Source organism: Dokdonia genika, from assembly GCF_042652845.1.
Classification (GTDB): Bacteria; Bacteroidota; Bacteroidia; order Flavobacteriales; family Flavobacteriaceae; genus Dokdonia; species Dokdonia donghaensis.
The window spans coordinates 295,539-317,498 of the sequence record NZ_JBHSHB010000007.1; the positions used below are offsets into that span (position 1 = coordinate 295,539).

A 21,960-nucleotide genomic window follows, 5' to 3' on the forward strand; every position below is an offset into this window, starting at 1 on the left:
TATCACTATGGGAATGTATAAAATTCTTTTAGAAGATTCCATTGGTTATGACTTCACACTCATAGCCATACACGGTTCATTAGAGCCCTATTATCTAGCATATTTACTTAATAAAAATTTAGAAGTTCGCTTATCCAGAACCCGCGAAGACCTCTTATTAACACAATATGATAGCACAACAAGATATCCTTGTTTTGAATTTAATGATAAGCAACAGTATATAGACTACTACGTGTTTTCAAACAAGTCTAAGGTGGCCATAAATTCAGAGGTCTCCACAGGGCTATTTGAAGCACAACAAAGCCTTAAAACGGCTTATTTTATACCAGAACTACAACAAGTAGACTATTTTATAAAAGTTATTGAGGATGGTAACGCTTTCGCGAAAGCAAAAACCTTAAAAACCTTAAATCAAATACCGCAAATCGTTACGGCATATGACGTAGACGTAAGCACACTAAAAAATAAAGAACACTTAATTTTTGAATAATGTCGAAAAGAAAAAAAACCAAAATTGTTGCAACCTTAGGGCCAGCAACTAGCAAGAGAGAAGTTTTACTCGATATGATGAATGCCGGGGTAGACGTTTTCCGTATCAATTTTTCGCACGCAGATTATGAAGACGTTAAGGAGCGCGTTGCAATGATACGTGAGCTCAGTGAAGAAACTGGATTTAACACCTCTATACTTGCAGACCTACAAGGGCCAAAGCTTAGAGTTGGTAAAATGAAAGAAGAGGTAATCGTAAACCCGGGAGACATCATTACCTTCTCAACCGAAAAAGAATTTGAAGGAACAAAGGAACGCGTTTATATGAACTATAAGCAGTTTCCTAGAGATGTAAAAGACGGTGAGCGCATCTTACTAGATGACGGTAAGCTTATGTTTGAGGTCATTAAAACAGACGGTAAGACAGAAGTAGAAGCAAAGGTGATACAAGGTGGACCACTACGTTCTAAAAAGGGAGTAAACCTACCTAACACTGATATATCGTTACCAGCACTTACAAAAAAGGATGTAAAAGATGCCATTTTTGCGCTAGGGCTTAAAGTAGACTGGATGGCACTCTCATTTGTGCGTCACGCAGAGGATTTACAGCAATTACAAAAACTTATTAAAGAGCACTCAGATCATAAAGTGCCTATTATTGCAAAAATAGAAAAGCCAGAAGCTGTAGAAAATATAGATAAGATTGTGGCTTATTGTGATGCTCTTATGGTTGCTCGTGGCGATCTAGGTGTAGAGATACCAGCACACGAAGTGCCACTTGTACAAAAGCAATTAGTTCTAAGAGCAAAAAAGGCAAGAATACCAGTAATTATAGCTACCCAGATGATGGAAACTATGATCTCAAGCCTTACACCTACGCGTGCAGAAGTAAATGATGTGGCAAACTCTGTAATGGATGGAGCAGATGCTGTAATGCTGTCTGGAGAGACATCTGTAGGGAAGTACCCAGTACAAGTAATAGAAAAAATGGCGTCTATATGTCGTAATGTAGAAGATTCAGACCTAATAAAAGTGCCACAAGCACCACCACACATTAAGACTAAACGTTACATTACAAAAGCAATATGTTATCACGCTGCTCATATGGCAGATGAGATAGATGCAAAAGCGATTACAACGCTTACTAATAGTGGGTATACTGCTTTCCAAATTTCGGCGTGGAGACCATCTTCACATATACTTGTTTTTACATCAAATAAACGCATACTTACACAACTCAACTTACTTTGGGGGGTAAAAGCATTATTTTACGACAAGTTTGTAAGTACAGATGAGACCGTAGAAGATATAAGACAGCTCGCGGTAGATACTGGTATTGTACATAAAGGAGATATGCTTATTAATCTCGTAGCAATGCCATTACCAGAGAAGGGTATGGTAAATACATTAAGAGTTTCAGAAGTATAAACGCTTTAAATTAATATAAGAGAGGAGCCTATATGGCTCCTTTTTTATGCTCTAGATTTTGTCACGCACTATTTAGAGTCTTCTACTTCTGTAATGAGAAATCCATTCTGTGTTTTTGTTACTATAACCGTACGCTTATAGTTTTTAAGATTATAGGCATATGCTAGGTTTTGTATTTTACCTTTGGAACTTACATTTATAGTAAGCTCGTCTGTAAGTGTTCTTTCTCTTTTTTCTTTGTTCAAAATTGTTACCGAGCCTTTAGTGTTGAAATTGGGCTGAATTTCTTTAGGTAAATTAAATAGGCGTTGTGTGATTTTATACGTTTCTTCCCAAGTTTTAGAGGGTAGCTCTATAGATGTTGTCATACCATATGCCTCTCCGTCTTTATGAGCCTTTGTAACCACATTTACTATATGATCTTTTGTACTTATGCGATTTGCATAATCTTTTACCGTCTCTCGAGGTTGCGGAGGGGCTAGAGTAGTGAGATATCCATTAAAAGCAAAACCAGTAGCTCCTTGATAACTTACCTCAACCATCTCGCCAGAGATACCTCCTAGGGTCATTGCTGTATGTTGTGGAGTACTTAAGTATTTTACTTGAGCACCATAAGGGAGAACAAGAAGTTTTTTTGATTTAAGATTTGTACCAGAGCGCAGAGATAAGCCTGAAGTTGCATTTACATAATAGTAAGTTTCTGTAAGTTCATTACTGGGAGAGGCGATCGCAATAAGCTCATTATTTTGTTGCAGTTCCTCCTTATTAGACTTAGAGTTACAACTAGCTAATGTTACAATTGAAATAATAGCAAGGGTGAAGATGTGGTTTTTCATAATTGATGATTTTGGTTAAACAATGTATCAAGAGAAACCACGATATGTGCCACAAATTACTGAGGTGTCGTTAAAAAAATGATAAAACTACGACAACGCTTAGCCCTTGCTATTATTGCCTTAACGCAAATTAAAACTCAAAACCAAGGTTTATAAACCACTCGCTACTCTTTACTTCTGGACTATATGTATATTTTATTATAAGAGGACCCAGTAGGGTCTCTGCGCCATAACCTAAGGAGTATCCAGAATACTCTGGTGGAGGTAACCAGGACTTAGTACTATCAAAAAGGTCATACCCTACATTTGCAAAATTTGCAGAGGCATTGATGTGATTTTTGGGAAAAATCTCATAGTCTATATCAAATACAGCTTTTACATAACCGTCACCTAGTATGCTTAAATAATCATACCCCAAGAATGGGATAATATTATTTATTCTTTTTGCACCATATCCGCCTAGTGCAAAGTCTAGTGACCTATTATTTGTACCACCTAATTTAAATCCGCCAGCGGCTTCAACTGTTGTCGTGATGCGATCTGAAAGACTTGCGGCATACATAAACCTTGCATTTGCAATACCAAACTGACTAAAATTATTATTATAGTCTGATGAAAATAAATAAACATCAAAATCTGCATCAAATAGCACTCCAGAGTTTGGGAAATACTTGTTATCAAGCGAGTCATATTTGAGTTGAGAATAAGCCCCACCCATATGACTTTTGTCAAAGATTACAGCGGTTTCTCCCTCTGTAGTAGGTAGTACAGTCTCTGTTTCTACATCAAGAAACTTATGCTGTACACCTATATTAAAAGAAAATTGTTTTGCCAGTATGGTTTGTAAATATATCCTATTTGATACATCTTGATAGCCTAGGTTAACACGATTTATACCTTCGAGAGAAACCCCATCTGTGGCATCAAAAAGTTGGGCATTTACGCCTTTTTCAAAAGAGGTGTATGAAGATTTAAGACCTACGCTCCAGTAAAAACCTTTGTCTATATAGTAATCAAAATTATACCGGATGTTGTCACCCAGTATAAGATCAAAAGAGGCAACGTCATTTTTAAACAGAACTCTTTTTTTTGTAAAATTCACAAGGCCCGCAGTTCTATATAAATCATCATAGTGTAACGCAAGTCGCAATGATTGTGTGCTTTTTGACTCTTGAAGCTCTAAGTGCAATACTTTTTCACCCGCTACATTCTGTAAGCGGTGGCCTATCTTTTCAAAATTTTCGGTTGCAGAGAGGTTATTTAATCCATTATAAAAATCTTCATAAGAAATTTTAACCGGTGGTGTGAGCTTAAGTTTCCCCAGTACGTAAGCACGTGTGTATTTTTCATTACCAGTAATACTAACGGTAGCAATTTGTATTGAATCTTTTATGGTGGGTGAAACACGCTTTCGCGAAAGCGGTTTTTGCCTCATCCCTATAGCTTGTAAAGTTTGAAACTGCTCCTTTGCCTTAGTTTCCCCAAGGTTTATTATCTCACGACCTTGATCAAAAGAGACCACAGAATAGTCATCTATGGCGGGTCTTATATAAACATCTGTGTTCTTCTTTTTTGTTTCCATCGCTTTTGCAGTGCGATAGTTATTAATCTGTAAGAGTACTTCTGTGGCAGATTTGAGGTGATCTCTACCTCGCAAGGTATCTTGTACATCTACGCCTATGATAATCTCCATCCCTTTATCACGTAACTCTTTTACCGGATAATTATTTACCACACCACCATCTATGAGGACTTTATCATCAAGCAACACAGGACTAAAAAGCGATGGTAAAGCCCCACTAGCACCTAGGGCCTCTGGTAGGTAACCTTCTTCTAAGACTACCTGTTCTCCATTTTCTACATCTGTAGCGATACACAAAAAGGGAATGGACAGCTTACTAAAATCTGTAAGGTCAGACACGTGATCAAGGTTCTTAACAAGAAGATTATAGGTGTTTTGTCCTTTACTAAGTGAGCTAGGTAGGGAGACCTTAAAATTGTCAAAAGGGAGGGTGATGGCATATCGCTCATCATCTTGACGCTCATAAGGAGTTTTTGCTCTACGAGGTAAATTATCCTGAATGATATTATCAAAATTTACCGCAGTAAAAATAGAATCTAGTTGTTGAGCATTATAACCAGATGCATAAAGACCGCCTACGATGGCCCCCATACTTGTACCGGCAATATAATCTATACGCACACCTGCATCTTCTATAGCTTTAAGAACACCTATGTGAGCAAGTCCTTTTGCACCGCCACCGCTTAACACAAGACCTACTTTTACATCACCTTCTGGCACATCTTGCGCATAGATAGGTATGGTGAGTAGCGTTATTGCGATGAGGAGGAGTTTTCTCATTGTTTTACGTGATAGTGGTTATAGATAATTGTTGCTTTTGCTGGCCCTATCACCTCTGTAAGACTCTTTTTTGAAGCAGTTTTTACTTTTGAAACAGATCTATAATGTTTAAGTAAATCTACGATAGTTTTTTCACCTATACCTTTTATGGTATCTAGTTCTGTCCCTAGTGCAGCATTACTGCGCTGGTTGCGGTGAAAGGTGATACCAAAACGGTGAGCCTCGTTGCGTAAATGCTGTATGATTTTAAGTGTTTCGCTCTTCTTGTCTAGATATAAAGGTATACTATCTCCTGGATAAAATAATTCTTCTAGCCTTTTTGCAATACCTATAATGGCTATTTTACCACGCAAGCCTAAGTCGTCAAGTGCTTTTACACCGCTTGATAGTTGTCCTTTACCACCATCTACTATAATGAGTTGAGGTAGAGGTTCTCCTTCATTAAGCAAGCGTTTATATCTTCTAAATACGACCTCCTCCATACTTGCAAAATCATCTGGACCCTCGACAGTTTTTATATTAAACTTACGGTAGTCACTTTTACTGGGTTTACCATTTTTAAACACCACGCAAGCGGCAACGGGGTTTGTACCCTGTATGTTTGAGTTGTCAAAACACTCTATGTGTCTAGGCTCTTCACTAAGTCGTAGGTCTACTTTCATTTGTGCCATAATTCTATTAGTATGGCGATCTGGATCTACAATTTTAGTTTGTTTAAAACGCTCCATACGGTAGTATTTTGCGTTACGCTCAGAGAGTTCTAGTATGCGTTTTTTGTCTCCTAGCTTAGGTACAGTGATTTTAAATCTAGAGCCAAGGTCTACCGGAAATGGCACATATATCTCTTTTGAGTTATGATCAAAACGTTGTTGTATTTCTATAATACCTAGCTCTAGTAGCTCTTTATCTGTTTCGTCTAGTTGTTTTTTGAGTTCTAAGGTGTGTGATTTTATAATAGCACCGTGGCTTATCTGTAAGAAGTTTACATAGCCGTAGCCTTCATCACTTATAATAGAAAAAACATCTACGTTACTTATTTTTGGATTTACAACGGTACTCTTAGACTGGTAGCCTTCTAGTATGTCAAGTTTTTCTTTAATGCGCTGTGCATCTTCAAACTCCATTGCTTCGGCGTGGGCTTTCATTTTTTCGCGAAAGCGAGCCAGAGAGTCCTTAAAATCTCCCTTCACAATCTGTCGTATGTGCTCTATATGCTCGTGATATTCTTGTTCTGACTGCTTGTTTTCGCAGGGCCCCTCGCAATTACCTAAGTGATATTCAAGACAAACCTTAAATTTACCAGCGTCTACTTTTTCTTTGGATAGGTCATAGTTACAGGTGCGCAATTTGTAAAGATTTTTTATTAAATCTAGAAGTGTACGCACCGTTTTCATACTCGTGTATGGGCCAAAGTACTCGCTACCATCCTTAATTAATCTACGCGTAGGGAACACCCTTGGGAAGCGCTCGTTTTTAATACAAATCCACGGGTAACTTTTATCATCTTTAAGCAAGACATTATACCGCGGCTGATACTCTTTTATAAGGCTATTTTCCAGAAGGAGCGCATCTGTTTCGGTCTCTACGACGATGTGTTTCATCTCGTAAATTTTTTTCACCATTGTGCGTATACGCCCGTTATCGTGTGTTTTGTTAAAATAAGATAACACACGTTTTTTGAGATTTTTTGCCTTACCTACGTATAGTAGTTTTTCATTCTTATCGTAATATTGGTATATCCCCGGGCTGGTGGGGAGGGTCTTGAGTTGAAGTTCTATTGGAGCAGCAGGCATACCCAAAGATAATATATGATTGGTATTACGCTTTCGCGAAAGCATAAAAAATCACGTTAAAATCTACTTAAAGAAAGCGCATATTTTATACCTTGCTATCATATGCCAAAACGTATAATAGGTCGCACAGACAAAGTAGACTTTCCAGAATTGGGACTTCAAGATATCGATGTAAAGGTTGATACGGGAGCTTATACCTCATCCATACACTGTCATAACATTGTGGAAGAGAAGGATAACCTTATTTGTACATTTTTTGATAAAAAGCACCCTTTATACAATGGCCAAGTGATGACTTTTAGCGATTATGATATTGCTGCGGTGCGCAGTAGTAATGGAGAGATACAGTATCGTTATGAGGTGCAGAGCAAGATTACCGTATATGGAAAAACATATAAAATATCACTCACCCTAACCTCTAGGGAAGATATGCGATTTCCTGTACTTCTAGGTCGTAAGTTCCTTACCAATAAATTCATAGTAGACACCTCGCTTACAGATGTGTCTTATAACCTCAAAAAGAATGAATCTAAAAATTTTATCTCGTAATCCTAATTTATATAGTACGGCAAGGCTGCAAGAAGCTGGGCTCAAAAGAGGCCACAGTGTAGAGGTCATAGACCCGCTTAAGTGTGATCTTATTATAGAGAAGAAAAACCCTACCGTATTCTATAAAAATAGAACCCTTGAGACTGCAGATGCTGTCATACCACGCATAGGGGCGTCAATCACCTTTTATGGCACTGCCGTTGTGAGACAGTTTGAGATGATGAATACATTTACCACCACTACCTCACAGGCGCTTGTACGCAGTAGGGACAAGCTGCGTAGCCTTCAGATCTTATCTAGATCTAAACTGGGCTTACCTAAAACTGTTTTTACAAACTACTCTCGTGACGTAGGAGAGATGATTGCTCACGTAGGTGGAGCACCTCTCATTATAAAACTACTTGAGGGTACACAGGGACTAGGTGTTGTTCTAGCAGAGACAAAAAATGCAGCAGAGTCTGTGATAGAAGCTTTTAATGGACTAGAAGCGCGCGTGATAGTGCAAGAGTATATCAAAGAAGCAAAGGGAGCAGATTTAAGAGCCTTTGTAGTAGACGGGCAGATAGTAGGCGCTATGAAGCGACAAGGAAAAGAAGGAGAGTTTAGATCAAACCTTCATCGCGGTGGTACTGCAGAGATTATAACCCTATCTGACGAAGAAGAAAATGCAGCCATTAAGGCGGCAAAAGCAATGGGACTAGGCGTAGCAGGTGTAGATATGCTACAAAGTGAGCGCGGGCCGCTTATACTTGAGGTAAACTCATCACCTGGTCTAGAAGGAATAGAGAAAGCAACTGGAAAAGATATAGCAAAGACCATCATACGTTATATAGAGCGTAGCATATAATTATCAAAACATTTGGCACACATAGATGAACATAATGTGCTCACCATACTAGGTGAGCAAATCTTACCAGGTAAGAGCGCAACAGTAAATTTTAATATTGCAAAATTATATACGGCCTCCTCTGTTGAGGTGCCTATAATAATAGAAAGGGCCGTACAGCCTGGCCCTGTCATATTAATTACATCCGGCATACACGGTGATGAGATAAATGGTGTAGAGATTGTAAGGCAGCTTATAGCAAAGAAGATAAATAAACCTAAAATAGGAACCATTATCTGTGTACCAGTGGTCAATATTTTTGGTTTTTTAGATATGAAACGTGCCTTTCCAGATGGGAGAGACCTCAATAGAGTGTTTCCTGGTAATCCTAGAGGGTCACTGGCCAGTAGATTTGCCTACCAGTTTGTAAAGAAAATTTTACCCGTAGCAGATCTCTGTCTAGACTTTCATACCGGAGGTGCCTCCCGTTTTAACGTAGCACAAGTTCGTATAGACCCGCTAGATGTAGACTCTATGAAGTATGCAACTATCTTTAATGCACCATTTACATTACACTCCAAAGTAATTTCAAAATCATATAGAGCCACTTGTTCTAGAATGAATAAATCTACCATTCTCTTTGAGGGAGGTAAATCTAAAGTAAGCGATAAAGAAATTGCTCGACTAGGTGTTTTTGGTACAATGCGAGTACTTAATCATTTAGATATGCTTGATGATAAATTTACAGTACCAGAAGCACCAAAACCCTCAGTACTCGTAGAGAGCACTCGCTGGATGCGCGCACAATATTCAGGGTTACTACATACTAAAGTTTCTTGTGGTGAGCGCCTTACTGTAGGACAACATATCGCAACCATTACAGATCCTTATGGAAAATTTAGACACGTGGTGAAGGCAAAAAATGAGGGATATGTTATTAATGTAAATGAGGCATCACTTGTGTATCAAGGTGATGCAATTTTTAATATCTCTAGAGAACATAATGAAGACCAAGATGAAGCAGGAGCTGAGGAAGAAGTATAAAAACCTTCGTAATGCCTTAACTCTAGAAAAGCTAGATGAACTAAGTCTTGAAATTGCAAATCAAGTATTGAGTCTTGATATATGGGAGCACGAGTTTTATCACATCTTCTTGCCTATAGAACGCTTACGCGAAATTAACACGGAGTTTCTTCTTTCGATTTTAGGAGGTAAAGACAAGAATATTGTACTCTCGTCATCAGATTTTAACGACAATACAATGAAGCATTATTTGCTTACAGACAGCACAAAAATTGTTGTAAATAAGTATGGCATTCCAGAACCAGCTGGCGGTATCGAGATACCAGCAAGAAATATAGATGTTGTTTTTATACCTCTACTAGCTTATGATCAAGAAGGTAACAGAGTGGGCTACGGCAAGGGGTTTTATGATCGCTTTTTATCTCAATGTAAGAGTGATGTGGTAAAAGTAGGGCTTAGTTTTTTTGAGCCAGAAGAAGAGGTAATCGCAAAAAACAGCCAAGACATTGCGCTAAATAGCTGTATTACACCGAAAAAGGTATATCATTTTTAGGCTCTTTTGATTTATTTGGTATATTCATAATCCCAAATCATATTTTTGAATATAACTGCCTTTACAATGAAGAGAAGGAGAGGTTCTCATACCCACTCATCACCTATGGAAAAGTCTGATCAGTTTTCTATTGATAAATTTTACTATCAAGAAATTTCTGCATTAACAGAGGCTGGTGGCTGGAGTGTAGATTTTAAAAATAAAACCAGTCATTTTGACCATCAGGCACGTGTCATACTGGATGTTCCTAAAGATTACGTACCCACATTAAGGTCCGGCTATGCATTTTATGCAGAAGAGCATCTAGATCGAGCAACAGAGTTCTTTTTTGGTTGTGCTGAAGGGAAACCATTCTCTACAGAAATTAAAATGCAAACCTATAACGGAGAGATTTTCTGGGCGATTGCAAAAGGAAAACCGCTTAGAGATGAGTCCGGAGAGATTATAGGGATACGAGGCGTTTTTAGAAAAATAGATGAGCAAAAGAAAAGAGAGCAACAACTGGAGCAATCTCTTAAGCTCATAGAAGGTCATAACTCTAGGCTCTATGACTTTGCACATATTATATCTCATAACTTAAGGTCACAGGTGAGCAATTTACAAATGTCTTCTGCATTAATGGATAGATCTACTCTTACAGAAGATCAAATAGAGCTAGTAAATAACTTTGAAAAAATAGGCAATAGCCTAGACGTTACTCTTCAGCATCTTAATAAGATTGTAAGTGTTCATAATATCTCAAATACAAAATTAGAACCTGTTGTTATAAAAGACGTTTATGACCGTGTAGTCGCTGGCCTTAACCAAGATATTAGAGCGAGTAGGGCGGTTATGTATACAGAATTTTCTGAAGTAGAAGAGGTGATGTACATAGAGGCCTATCTAGAAAGTATATTACAAAACTTGATAACTAATGCGTTGCGATACAAACATCCAGACCGTGACCCAGAAATAACTGTCTTTACCTATGAAGAAAATGGCAAGAAATACCTTATGGTACGAGATAATGGTTTAGGTATAGATCTAGAGAAGCACGGTAAAGATCTTTTTAAACTGTATAAAACCTTTCACGGTAATAAAAATGCTTTAGGCTTAGGACTTTTTCTAACACATAATGAAGTCCAAGCAATGGGCGGAGACATTACTGTAGAAAGCAAAGTAGATAAAGGTTCAAAATTTATTGTTACATTACAGCAGATTTAAGTTAATTCCCCCAATCATATATGAATTACCCCATAAAACTAGCTTGTCTCATAGATGACGATGATATGTACGTGAGCCTACTTACAAAGCTCATAGACATACGTAAACTAGCAGAAGAAATACTTGTATTTAAAAACGGTGAAGAGGCGTTAAATCACTTCGTAAGTAGTTTTAAAGATCCTCAAGGACAGCCTGTCCCGCAAATAATCTTACTAGACCTCAATATGCCTATAATGGATGGATGGGGATTTCTTGAAGAATTAAGCAAGCACGACTTTCCTGCACTTAACAACTGTACACTGTATATTGTGAGTAGCTCTATAAACCCCGTAGATATAGAGCGCTCTAAGCACTTTAACCTCGTAAAAGACTTTATTGTAAAACCTATAGGTCCTAACGAGCTGATCGAGATATTTTCAGAAGCACCTACTGTGCCGTAGTTACTTTTTCCTCTTGAGGAAACACGCGCTTGTTAAATACAAGTAGGATACCTACGCCCGTACTTATCGCCATATCTGCTATATTAAATATGGCATTAAAAAATGTAAAGGTTTTACCTCCTACAAAAGGAACCCATTCTGGCCATACAGCATCTTGTATAAAAGGGAAGTAGAGCATATCTACCACTTTTCCAAAGAGAGGGTCTGCATACCCACCACCTTCTGGCATAAAGGTCGCAATCTGGCTAGGCGTGCTCGCGCTAAAAATAGATCCGTAAATAAGAGAATCTATAATATTACCTACAGCACCAGCAAAGACGAGTGACAGTGCGACAACCAGCAATTTTGGCGCATTGTTTTTTACAGACTTATATAAGTAATAGCCTATCACTGGAGCTATAATAAGCCTAAAGAGAGAGAGCGTGATTTTACCATATTTACCAGGTAGCTCTACGCCCCAGGCAGCTCCTTGATTTTCTACAAAGAAAATCTGAAACCAGTCTAGACCAAAAACCTGTATACTCTCACGTAGGTAAAAATTAGTTTTAATATATACCTTAAGTACTTGATCTACTAGAAGTATCAAGAACACAATAAGAGCAACTTTTTTTAAAGACATAATATAGTTTTGAAACGTGACAAAAATAGGGTATTCACAACGATTTTACTACCGTCACATCACCGTGTATACTTTTGATTGCGAGTAATGGGCCTTCTGCTTGAGTAGGAGGGATATCAACTTTTCCATTTCTAGATTGTGCGGTCACATTCACCAGATTGCTGGAGATATAAATACTCCCAGATATGGTGTTTATTTTTCCGCTTTCGCGAAAGCGGAATTCTTCCCCCTTAAAATGCCCGCGACCTAGATCTATGCGTACTTGGCCAAGCTTTCCATAGGTATCTACACTAGCCAAAGTTGAGTAAATAGAAACATCTAAACCTATAGGAATAATAATCTCAAGCTCAATAGCCAGCACCTTATGGGCAGCTAGTTTATCATTAAAAGGGATGTAATCTGGAGTCTTTCCTGTAGTGATTTTAAGTACTCCATCGTTTGTGGAAGTATTAAGCATCGTACTTGCAAAGGTCTCCCCATCTATAATGGTTGCTACTGTAATCTCTCTTACCTCTCCTGTAGTAATCTTAATTTTAAAAATCTCATTACTATGTATATACAACTCCTTTATAGCTGTTGAATCATAGGTTTGCGTAAGTCGTTTTTGAGCATATAAACTCATCGTGACTAGTATAAACAATATGGATAAACGTAAATTCAAAAATTTAAAGACCGGTTACAAAAAAAGCGCTCATAAGAACGCTTTTATTTATTGATATATAACAACTATTATGACTGCATATTCTTTGCCTCAATACTTAAAGTTGCGTGAGGAACTAATTTTAAACGTTCTGGGTTGATAAGCTTCCCAGTCACACGGCATATACCGTACGTTTTGTTATTAATACGAGTAATCGCATTTTTAAGATCACGTATAAATTTCTCTTGACGTATAGCAAGTGCACTGTTTGCTTCTTTACTCATCGTCGCGCTACCTTCGTCAAAAGATTTAAACTGCGGTGACGTATCATCTGTACCGTTGTTACCATCGTTGAGGTATGCACTTTTGATAAGCTCGAGATCGTGTTGTGCTTTCTCAATCTTCTTTTCTATTAATTCTCTAAACTCAGCGAGCTGTGCATCGCCAAATCTTTCTTGTGTGTCGTTTGCCATTACTAGTGTTTTGAAATGGTTAAAAATGTTGTTATATCGTCAAAAGCAATCTCTAGCCCCTCACTTAGTGTAGGTACAATTTCTAGAGTATCTGCTAGTGTTTCTGCTTTAATATAGTCTGCATTTGCAGCTACCGTTTGAGCAATTGCTGGCTCATCTTGTAACTGTATGTGTATGCGATCTGTCACTTCAAATCCAGAGTCCTTACGCAGGTTCTGTATACGGTTAACCAATTCTCGTGCCACACCTTCTTTTTTAAGCTCATCACTTATCGTTACATCTAGTGCAACAGTTACTCCAGCGTTGCTCGCAACTAGCCAGCCTTCAATATCTTGCGATGTTATCTCAACGTCCCCTGCCTGCAAAATAGTATTTTCCCCATTAATTTCAACGGTTAATTCTCCATCTTGCTCAATTTTTGCGATATCCTCAGCTTGTAAAGAATTTATCTTGCTGGCAACCAGCTTCATATCTTTTCCAAAACGAGGTCCTAATACCTTAAAATTAGGCTTGATTTGCTTCACTAAGATCCCAGAATCATCAGAAATGAGCTCAATCTCCTTGACGTTTACCTCAGATTTAATCAAATCTGCTACGGCTAGGATCTCATTTTTGTCATTTTCATTAAGCACAGGGATCATAATACGCTGTAAAGGTTGGCGTACTTTTATCTTCTCTTTTGCTCTTAATGAGAGTGTTAGTGAGCTTACTATCTGTGCCTTTTGCATTTTGTGCTCAAGCGCAGTGTCTATATAAGCGGCATCGCTCACCGGGAATTCTGCGAGGTGTATACTCTCAAAATTTTCTTTTCCAGTAGCAGCGTTGAGGTCTTTATAGAGTTTTTCCATAAAGAATGGTGCTACGGGAGCACTAAGCTTTGCTACCGTCTCAAGACAGGTGTATAATGTTTGGTATGCAGAGATTTTATCGGTAGCATATTCACCTTTCCAGAAACGTCTTCTACTTAATCGTACAAACCAGTTAGACAGGTTTTCTTGTACAAAAGTGTCTATCGCTCTTGTTGCTTTGGTAGGCTCATATTCGGCATAAAACTTATCTACTACTGCTATAAGACTGTGAAGTTCTGATAGTATCCATCTGTCTATTTCAGGACGTTGAGAAAGTTCTATTTCCGCTTCCGCGAAAGCGAAATTATCAAGATTTGCATACAGCGCAAAGAAGTTATACGTGTTGTAAAGTGTTCCAAAGAACTTACGTTTTACTTCTTCTATTCCTTCCAAATCAAACTTGAGGTTATCCCAAGGGTTTGCGTTAGAAATCATATACCAGCGCGTTGCATCTGGCCCATATTTTTCTAAGGTCTCAAAAGGATCTGTTGCATTACCAAGACGCTTAGACATCTTCTGCCCATTCTTGTCAAGTACAAGTCCGTTAGAAACTACATTTTTATAGGCAACATCATCAAAGATCATCGTTGCAATCGCGTGGAGTGTATAAAACCATCCACGAGTTTGGTCTACACCTTCGGCTATAAAATCTGCTTTACGCCAAGTGTCTTCTACGAGCTCTTTATTTTCAAAAGGGTAGTGCCATTGCGCATAAGGCATAGATCCAGAGTCAAACCATACATCTATAAGGTCTGCCTCACGTGTCATACGCTGGCCGCTGTCTGAGACTAGCGTAATTTTATCTACAATGTTTTTATGGAGATCTACAAGTTCATAATTCTCCTCACTCATATCGCCCACTTTAAACCCTTCAAAAGGATCTGTGTCCATCACACCTTTGTCAAGTGCTTTTTGGATTTCGGCTTTAAGTTCGGCTATAGAGCCTATGAGTATTTCTTCTTTTCCATCTTCGGTACGCCATATAGGAAGCGGTATTCCCCAGAAACGGCTACGTGATAAATTCCAGTCGTTTGCATTTGCAAGCCAGTTTCCAAAACGTCCTTCTCCTGTAGACTTAGGTTTCCAGTTTACACCAAGGTTAAGCTCGTGCATACGATCTTTAAAATCGGTCACTTTTATAAACCAAGAATCGAGCGGGTAGTAAAGTACCGGCTTATCTGTACGCCAGCAATGTGGGTAACTGTGCACGTACTTCTCTACCTTAAAGGCTTTATTTTCTTCTTTTAAGCGTATCGCAAGTTCCACGTCCATAGAACGTTCTGGAGCCTCACCATCTGCATAATATTCATTCTTGATATACTTATTTCCAAACTCTTTTAGCTCAGGGCGAAATTTCCCCTGAAGATCCACAAGCGGCACAAGGTTACCATCTTCATTTTTAATAAGAAGTGGCGGAATTTCTGGTGAAGCTAGTTTTGCAACCAAAGCATCATCTGCACCAAAAGTAGGTGCCGTGTGTACGATACCCGTTCCATCCTCTGTCGTTACAAAGTCTCCTGCAATTACTCGGAAAGCATCTTGAGGATTATCATTAGGCTGTACAAAGTCAAATAGTTGCTCGTAGCGAAGTTCAAGAAGGTCTGCTCCTTTAAATTCTCTAGCTACGAAGTATGGTATTTTTTTATCTCCAGCAGTATATGCGTCCAGTTCTTCTTTCGCGGAAGCGGAAATAAATTTCTTGTCAAACTGCTTAGAGATTAAATTCTTTGCAAGGATAACTTTTACTGGCTCAAATGTGTACTGGTTAAATGTCTCAACGAGAACATAATCTATCTTTTTCCCTACGGTAAGTGCCGTGTTTGAAGGTAGTGTCCAAGGAGTCGTCGTCCAGGCGATAAAGTAAGTATTCCCGTCTGCAAGTTCTTTTGCAAGTGGATTTTCACCTTGATTTGTGATTTTAAATTGTGCCACCACCGTAGTATCTGTCACATCGCGGTAACAGCCAGGCTGGTTAAGTTCGTGAGAGCTTAATCCCGTTCCCGCCTTAGGAGAATACGGCTGGATGGTGTACCCTTTGTATAGTAAATCTTTGTTATAGATTTGCTTAAGTAGCCACCATACGGTTTCCATATACTTGGCCTTGTAGGTGATGTATGGATCTTCCATATCTACCCAGTAGCCCATTTTTTCTGTAAGGTCGTTCCAGATATCTGTGTAGCGCATCACGGCTTTTTTACAAGCTTCGTTATACTCCTCTACAGTGATTTTTGTGCCGATATCTTCTTTGGTAATACCAAGTTCTTTTTCAACACCAAGTTCTACAGGAAGTCCGTGTGTATCCCATCCCGCTTTACGCTTAACCTGAAAGCCTTTCATCGTTTTATAACGAGGAAAAATATCTTTAATCGCTCGCGCTAGTACGTGGTGTACACCCGGTAGTCCGTTTGCCGAAGGTGGTCCTTCAAAAAACACATACGGTTTTGCTCCTTCTCGAGAAGTAACCGACTTCTCAAAAACGTCATTTTCTTTCCAGTAGGCAAGTACCTCGCTAGCGATGTTAGGAAGGTCTAATCCTTTATATTCAGTGAACTTAGCGCTCATTTTGTAGTCTTTAAATGTTGTGCGCGAATTTACGGGATTTTTAGGCAATAAAGAAGTGCCTCAAGATGATAACATCTTGAGGCACTTCGAGTATAATAAATTTATATATGATAAGGTGATTTACACGTGTTTCCCTACTTCAAATCCGTGCTTTCCGAGGTATTGATTTCCAGAATCTATGGCATCTTCCTCTAGCGTAGTTCCCATCGAGTCGTTCCAGCGGTTAAGGTATCCAAAGAGTGAAATCACTCCCAGCATTTCTACAATCTCACCTTCATCCCAGTATTTGTATAATTCTTCCTTGATTTTTGCATCTACGGCATTCGGTACTTGGCTTGCTGCCAGAGAGAAATCTAGCGCAGCACGCTCAGCATCAGAAAAGGCATCGTGTGTGCGATACTCCCAGATGTTATCTAGTTGCTCTTGCTCTGCTCCATAACGCTCTGCAGCACGTATAGCGTGCGCCTGGCAGTAACGACATCCAGTTGCATTACTAGACACCCAAGCAATCATACGTTTTAAGGCAGAAGTTACTCGGCCTTGGTTTGCCATCACGGCTTTGTTGAGATTTATAAATGCACGTGAGATATCTGGACGACGCTGCATTGTAAGTACCGAGTTGGGACAAAAGCCTAGTGTCTCATTAAAAAACAGGGCAAGTTCTTTGGTTGTTTCGTCGTGCTCGGCAGAGAGTGGTGTTACTAATGGCATCGTATATATTTTAAATTAATGTTCTTATTTACGCTTTCGCGAAAGCAATATAGGCATTTTATCTACCAATTTTGTACCTTCATTTTTTAAGAAAATCACACATAAAATGGCTGGACATACAGTAACTACAATCTATAAACAAGGAATGCAATTTGAGACAGATAGCCCTACAGGTTATAAAGTACTCATAGATACTTCTCCAGAAAATGGAGGTAATAACGACGGGATGGGTCCTAAGGCAATGATGCTTTCTGGTCTTGCGGGATGTACTGGTCTTGATGTGGTATTTGTACTCAACAAGATGAGGGTAGATGTACCTAAATTTAAAATGGTCGTAAAAGGAGAACTCACAGAGGAGCACCCTAAAACATATCACACCGTATGGCTAGATTATCACTTTTATGGTGATGACTTAAATGAAGAAAAAATCCAAAAAGCAGTAACACTCTCTGAAGAGCAATACTGTGGGGTTATGGAAATGTTTAGAAAATTCTGTAAGCTAGAAATAGCGGTTCACTACCACCCAGAAGCCGCCTTAGAAACTAGCAACTCATAACCCAGCCAGTAATGAGAAAACTGTTACTCTTACTCTGCGCGCTACCTACCATTGCAATCGCTCAAGATTCACAAGCTTTTACACGTGATAAAGAATTTTATGTGCGTGGTAACACAGCTGTAATAGGCAATAATATCTTGAGCAAAAACACCGAAAAGCCATTTAATGACTTAGAAAAGGTGAACGATGAGTTTAAGATGAAGTATGTAGACATAGATAATGATGCCAGTACCTGGAGCTCTAGTAGCGCATATCTTAATCTTAAAAAAGATGTTAAGATTGTTTATGCTGGTTTGCACTGGTCTGGCACCTATAATGGTGAGCGCAGTGGCAAACGTATGAAAGATGGTAAGGTCTATCATAAAATGCTTGATGAGCGTGCTCACGACATACAAGAAGTACTACTAAAATTACCTAACGGAACTTATCAACGCGTGCGTGGTTCCCTAGTGTATGATGGAGAAAATGCAACTAATGTTTCTGTAAAATCTAGAGCACCATATGCGTGCGTGGCAGATGTAACAGAACAAATGCAGGCTTTTGTAGATGGGGAGGTTACAGTCGCAAATGTAAGTGCCACTCAAGGTGAAATTATAGGAGGAAGCTCTGCTGGATGGTTACTATACGTGGTGTATGAAGACGATAGTGAGCCACTACAATATATCACTACGTTTAATGGACTTGAATTTGTAAATAAAAAAGCCGTAGAAATTGATTTTGGAAATTTTCAATCCTCAGAAAATGGTGAGCTAGAGACAGCTGTAACTATAGGAGCACTGGAGGGTGATGGTAACTTAGGTCGTGATGAGATAAGTATTTTTGATCCACAAACTAAAATATTTGTCACACTAGATAATGAGGTGAGAGCTTCGAGCAACTTCTTTAACAGTACCATTACTATAAACGACAAGCGGTTTACAAAAAGAGTGCCTAGCAGTCTTAATACGTTAGGTTTTGACCTTGCAAAAATTAAAATACCTACAGCTCAAAATAAGATTATTGCAAACAGCACGGGTGGTGTAAAAATGAAATTTAAAACACGCTCAGATCGTTTCTTTTTATTTTTTACCGCTTTCCAAACCACCATAAGTGAGCGCTATTATAATGAGAAGCGTGTAGGATCGCCTACCGCAGAGACTGCTACCGTTGCTCCTGTAAAAGAACCGGTTGTACCTAAGCCTAAAAAAGTTATTGTAAACCAAAAAGTAGCAATTGCGGTGCCAGATGTTACCGTAAACGAAGAGAAAAAATACGAGCCACCAGCGGTAGTGAATAAAGACCTAGCCGCTTTATTAGAAAAGCCGTCAATTACTATAGAAGGTATAGCGCCGGGGTATTACATTATTACAAACGCATTTTCTAACATTTCAAATGCAGAGCGGTGGATGAAAACGTTGCAACAAAAAGATTTACAGCCACAAATGTTTTACCGCCCAGATAATGAGCTCTTTTATGTATTTACAGAGGCGGGTAAGGATGCCGCCTCTATGTACGATAAACTTAAAGTGATTAAACAAATACCAGGTTTAGAAAAAACGTGGATGCTTAAAACGAACCTTAATTAATGCGCTGGACTTTAAAACCAAAACCAGAAGCACAAAAAATAGCAAAACTAGCACAAGAGCTGGGAGTAGAAGCTCCTATTGCAACACTCCTTATACAGCGAGATATTGACACGTTTGAGAAAGCAAAAAGCTTTTTTAGACCTTCGCTAGATGCTTTGCACGATCCATTCTTGATGAAAGATATGGATAAAGCTGTAGCACGTATCGAGCAGGCAATAGCTCAAGGCGAAAACATCCTAGTATTTGGTGATTATGATGTAGATGGTACCACGAGTGTCGCCTTGATGAGTTCTTATCTCGACACCATTCACCCGCAGGTGGCAACCTACATTCCAGACCGTTATGCAGAGGGTTATGGTGTTTCTTATATGGGTATAGACTTTGCTGCAGATAATGATATGACACTCATTATCGCACTAGATTGTGGTGTGAAAGCGATTGAGAAAGTCGCTTATGCAAAAGAAAAAGGAATTGACTTTATTATTTGTGATCACCACAGACCCGGTGATCAGCTGCCGGATGCGGTTGCTATTTTAGACCCAAAAAGAGAAGATTGCACGTATCCTTATGATGAGTTATGCGGGTGTGGTGTAGGTTTTAAACTTATAAGTGCAATTGCGCTTTCGCGAAAGCAAAATTTTGAAGAGCTTCTTCCTTACCTAGATCTTGTTGCCACCGCAATAGGCGCAGATATTGTACCTATCACAGGCGAAAACAGAATACTTGCCTATCACGGGCTTAATGTAATTAACCAAGCACCTCGAGCCGGATTTGAAGCCATTATAAAGCAAGTCAAAAAGGAAACCCTTACCATCACAGATGTTGTTTTTATTATTGGCCCACGTATAAATGCCGCGGGAAGAATGGTGCACGGTAACCACGCGGTGAGCTTATTACGAGAGACAGATCTAGAGACAGCAACCAAGTTTGCATCAGAGATAGAGCAATATAACTCCGACCGAAAGGAAGCAGATAAGAGTATTACTCAGCAAGCTCTAGATCAAATTATAGAGAATCAAGAGGAGGGAAATAAAACTACCGTTGTTTTTCAAGAAGACTGGCATAAAGGGGTGATAGGGATTGTGGCTTCTAGACTTATTGAGACATATTACAGACCCACTCTTGTTTTTACAAGAAGTGGTGATAAGTATGCAGCCTCTGCGAGATCTGTAAAAGGTTTTGATGTTTATAATGCTCTACACGAGTGTGCGGAGCATATAGAGCAGTTTGGTGGACATAAATATGCTGCAGGACTCACTTTGTTACCAGAGCAATATGAGGCTTTTAAAGCAAAGTTTGAGGAGGTGGTTGCCGCTAGTTGTGATGAGCGCTTGCTAGTGCCAGAAATTTCTATAGATAGTGAGATAAACCTCGCAGATATTACGCCTAAGTTTCACCGTATTATAAAGCAGTTTGCACCGTTTGGGCCACGTAATATGTCACCTACTTTTATGACTAAAAACTTGACAGATACGGGTTATGGTAAAAAAGTAGGAGCAGATCAAACACATCTTAAAGCGGCTGTTGTTCAAAACAGCCGAGGCACACAGATAGGGTGTATAGGTTTTAATCTAGGCGATAAGTATGATTTAATTACAAATAAAAAGCCATTTATGGCAGCCTACGCCATAGATGAAAATGAGTGGAATGGTAATGTAAGCCTCCAGCTCAGACTAAAAGATATTAAGTAATATCTAGGCCTTTCCTTATGACAATTTATTTCTTGAGAAACTCCTCGAGTTTAAAGCCATTCTCATCATACACTCCATAAGTGTAGTGTGCAATCCAGTCACCTATGTTGTAATAGGTACTGTTTTCTCCCACCTGTATGGTCATAGGTAAGTGACGGTGCCCAAAAACAAAATAATCATAGTGAGCAGTCTCAAGTTTGCGCTTTGCATAAGCTGCAAGCCACTCATTTTCTTCCCCAAGAAACACGTGATCATCATCACCAGAGATGAGCTTGTTTTTTACAGACATATACTGAGCAATTTTCATCCCAATATCTGGATGTCCCCAGCGAAATAACCACTGAAAAAACTTACCACGGAAGACTTTCTTCATACGCTTATAGCCATTATCTCCAGGGCCTAAGCCGTCTCCGTGACCTAAAAAGAACTTCTTATCATCTATAGTAAACACCTTAGGGTCGTGATAAACGGGAATGCCCAGCTCTTCTTCAAAATAGCCGTTCATCCATAGGTCGTGATTCCCTACAAAAAAATAAATCTCGATGCCTTCATCACGCATCTCGGCAAGTTTGCCTAGTGTGCGCACAAAACCTTTAGGCACTACAGTTTTATACTCAAACCAAAAGTCAAAAAGATCACCCATTAAGAAAATAGCCTGCGCATCCTTGCGAGCCATCTCCAGCCACTGCAAGAATATGCGCTCTCGCGGTCTACTTTCCTCCATAGTGGGAGCACCCAAGTGATTATCACTTGAGAAGTATATTTTCTTTCCTTTTGGGAGGTTAATAGTCAT

20 protein-coding genes are annotated in these 21,960 nt (G+C 39.1%); 11 read left to right on the plus strand and 9 right to left on the minus strand.

Annotated features, from left to right (window positions below; genetic code table 11):
* The first annotated feature begins 7 nt into the window (after positions 1-7).
* Both ACFO5T_RS02315 and pyk read left to right on the plus strand, forming a co-directional pair.
* Positions 8-490 carry an IPExxxVDY family protein gene (locus ACFO5T_RS02315; RefSeq protein WP_380031705.1) on the plus strand — a complete coding sequence of 161 codons (483 nt, stop codon included), beginning with the start codon at positions 8-10 and terminating at the stop codon, positions 488-490.
* Positions 490-1,917: a pyruvate kinase gene (gene pyk / locus ACFO5T_RS02320; RefSeq protein ID WP_380031707.1), complete on the plus strand. Its 1,428-nt coding sequence runs from the start codon at positions 490-492 to the stop codon at positions 1,915-1,917. Before ACFO5T_RS02315 ends, pyk begins: the two co-directional genes overlap by 1 nt.
* A 68-nt stretch (positions 1,918-1,985) precedes the next feature.
* Here pyk and ACFO5T_RS02325 read toward each other — a convergent pair whose 3' ends face one another.
* From ACFO5T_RS02325 to uvrC, 3 genes are all read right to left on the minus strand, one after another.
* Complete coding sequence (locus ACFO5T_RS02325; protein WP_380031709.1) at positions 1,986-2,753, minus strand: SH3 domain-containing protein; 768 nt, start codon at positions 2,751-2,753, stop codon at positions 1,986-1,988.
* 130 nt (positions 2,754-2,883) lie between these two features.
* A complete protein-coding gene (locus ACFO5T_RS02330) occupies positions 2,884-5,115 on the minus strand; it encodes a patatin-like phospholipase family protein (RefSeq protein WP_380031711.1) in 2,232 nt (743 codons plus the stop codon).
* Entirely contained in the window at positions 5,112-6,908 is a 1,797-nt protein-coding gene (uvrC, locus tag ACFO5T_RS02335) for an excinuclease ABC subunit UvrC (protein ID WP_380031713.1), read from the minus strand. The genes ACFO5T_RS02330 and uvrC overlap by 4 nt, the downstream gene beginning before the upstream one ends.
* Positions 6,909-7,010: 102 nt before the next feature.
* On the opposite strand from uvrC, the gene ACFO5T_RS02340 reads away from it, so the two are divergent.
* From ACFO5T_RS02340 to ACFO5T_RS02365, 6 genes are all read left to right on the plus strand, one after another.
* The gene (locus tag ACFO5T_RS02340) at positions 7,011-7,457 is read left to right on the plus strand and encodes an ATP-dependent zinc protease family protein (RefSeq protein ID WP_035326121.1); all 447 of its coding nucleotides are present in this window, start codon (positions 7,011-7,013) and stop codon (positions 7,455-7,457) included.
* Positions 7,432-8,304 carry a 30S ribosomal protein S6--L-glutamate ligase gene (rimK, locus tag ACFO5T_RS02345; RefSeq protein WP_038598070.1) on the plus strand — a complete coding sequence of 291 codons (873 nt, stop codon included), beginning with the start codon at positions 7,432-7,434 and terminating at the stop codon, positions 8,302-8,304. Before ACFO5T_RS02340 ends, rimK begins: the two co-directional genes overlap by 26 nt.
* Before the next feature lie 12 nt (positions 8,305-8,316).
* Positions 8,317-9,327, plus strand: coding sequence for a succinylglutamate desuccinylase/aspartoacylase family protein (locus ACFO5T_RS02350; protein ID WP_035326119.1), 1,011 nt, complete (start codon positions 8,317-8,319; stop codon positions 9,325-9,327).
* The gene (locus ACFO5T_RS02355; protein WP_380031716.1) at positions 9,287-9,859 is read left to right on the plus strand and encodes a 5-formyltetrahydrofolate cyclo-ligase; all 573 of its coding nucleotides are present in this window, start codon (positions 9,287-9,289) and stop codon (positions 9,857-9,859) included. The genes ACFO5T_RS02350 and ACFO5T_RS02355 overlap by 41 nt, the downstream gene beginning before the upstream one ends.
* Before the next feature lie 66 nt (positions 9,860-9,925).
* On the plus strand, positions 9,926-11,062 hold the full coding sequence (locus tag ACFO5T_RS02360) for a sensor histidine kinase (RefSeq protein ID WP_380031718.1): 1,137 nt from the start codon (positions 9,926-9,928) through the stop codon (positions 11,060-11,062).
* Positions 11,063-11,082: 20 nt separating this feature from the next.
* On the plus strand, positions 11,083-11,502 hold the full coding sequence (locus ACFO5T_RS02365) for a response regulator (RefSeq protein WP_375251873.1): 420 nt from the start codon (positions 11,083-11,085) through the stop codon (positions 11,500-11,502).
* On the opposite strand, the gene ACFO5T_RS02370 is transcribed toward ACFO5T_RS02365, so the two are convergent.
* From ACFO5T_RS02370 to ACFO5T_RS02390, 5 genes are all read right to left on the minus strand, one after another.
* Entirely contained in the window at positions 11,489-12,121 is a 633-nt protein-coding gene (locus tag ACFO5T_RS02370) for a lipoprotein signal peptidase (protein WP_375251874.1), read from the minus strand. The genes ACFO5T_RS02365 and ACFO5T_RS02370 overlap by 14 nt on opposite strands.
* A gap of 34 nt (positions 12,122-12,155) precedes the next feature.
* Entirely contained in the window at positions 12,156-12,782 is a 627-nt protein-coding gene (locus ACFO5T_RS02375) for a hypothetical protein (protein WP_380031721.1), read from the minus strand.
* Between the two features lie 68 nt (positions 12,783-12,850).
* On the minus strand, positions 12,851-13,234 hold the full coding sequence (locus ACFO5T_RS02380; protein ID WP_035326112.1) for a TraR/DksA family transcriptional regulator: 384 nt from the start codon (positions 13,232-13,234) through the stop codon (positions 12,851-12,853).
* A 2-nt stretch (positions 13,235-13,236) separates the two neighbouring features.
* Positions 13,237-16,644: an isoleucine--tRNA ligase gene (ileS, locus tag ACFO5T_RS02385; protein ID WP_380031724.1), complete on the minus strand. Its 3,408-nt coding sequence runs from the start codon at positions 16,642-16,644 to the stop codon at positions 13,237-13,239.
* Between the two features lie 120 nt (positions 16,645-16,764).
* Positions 16,765-17,355: a carboxymuconolactone decarboxylase family protein gene (locus ACFO5T_RS02390; protein WP_035326111.1), complete on the minus strand. Its 591-nt coding sequence runs from the start codon at positions 17,353-17,355 to the stop codon at positions 16,765-16,767.
* Between the two features lie 106 nt (positions 17,356-17,461).
* Between ACFO5T_RS02390 and ACFO5T_RS02395 the strand changes: the two genes are divergently transcribed.
* The 3 genes from ACFO5T_RS02395 to recJ are packed head-to-tail and all read left to right on the plus strand — an operon-like array spanning position 17,462 to position 21,167.
* Positions 17,462-17,911 (plus strand): OsmC family protein, encoded by a 450-nt coding sequence (locus ACFO5T_RS02395; protein ID WP_035326110.1) that lies wholly within the window; start codon positions 17,462-17,464, stop codon positions 17,909-17,911.
* A gap of 11 nt (positions 17,912-17,922) precedes the next feature.
* Positions 17,923-19,476, plus strand: a complete 1,554-nt coding sequence (locus tag ACFO5T_RS02400; protein ID WP_380031727.1) for an SPOR domain-containing protein — start codon at positions 17,923-17,925, stop codon at positions 19,474-19,476.
* Positions 19,476-21,167 (plus strand): single-stranded-DNA-specific exonuclease RecJ, encoded by a 1,692-nt coding sequence (recJ, locus tag ACFO5T_RS02405; RefSeq protein ID WP_380031730.1) that lies wholly within the window; start codon positions 19,476-19,478, stop codon positions 21,165-21,167. Before ACFO5T_RS02400 ends, recJ begins: the two co-directional genes overlap by 1 nt.
* Before the next feature lie 25 nt (positions 21,168-21,192).
* Here the strand turns inward: recJ and ACFO5T_RS02410 are convergent, their stop codons facing one another.
* Positions 21,193-21,954, minus strand: coding sequence for a UDP-2,3-diacylglucosamine diphosphatase (locus ACFO5T_RS02410; RefSeq protein WP_035328878.1), 762 nt, complete (start codon positions 21,952-21,954; stop codon positions 21,193-21,195).
* Positions 21,955-21,960 lie beyond the last annotated feature (6 nt).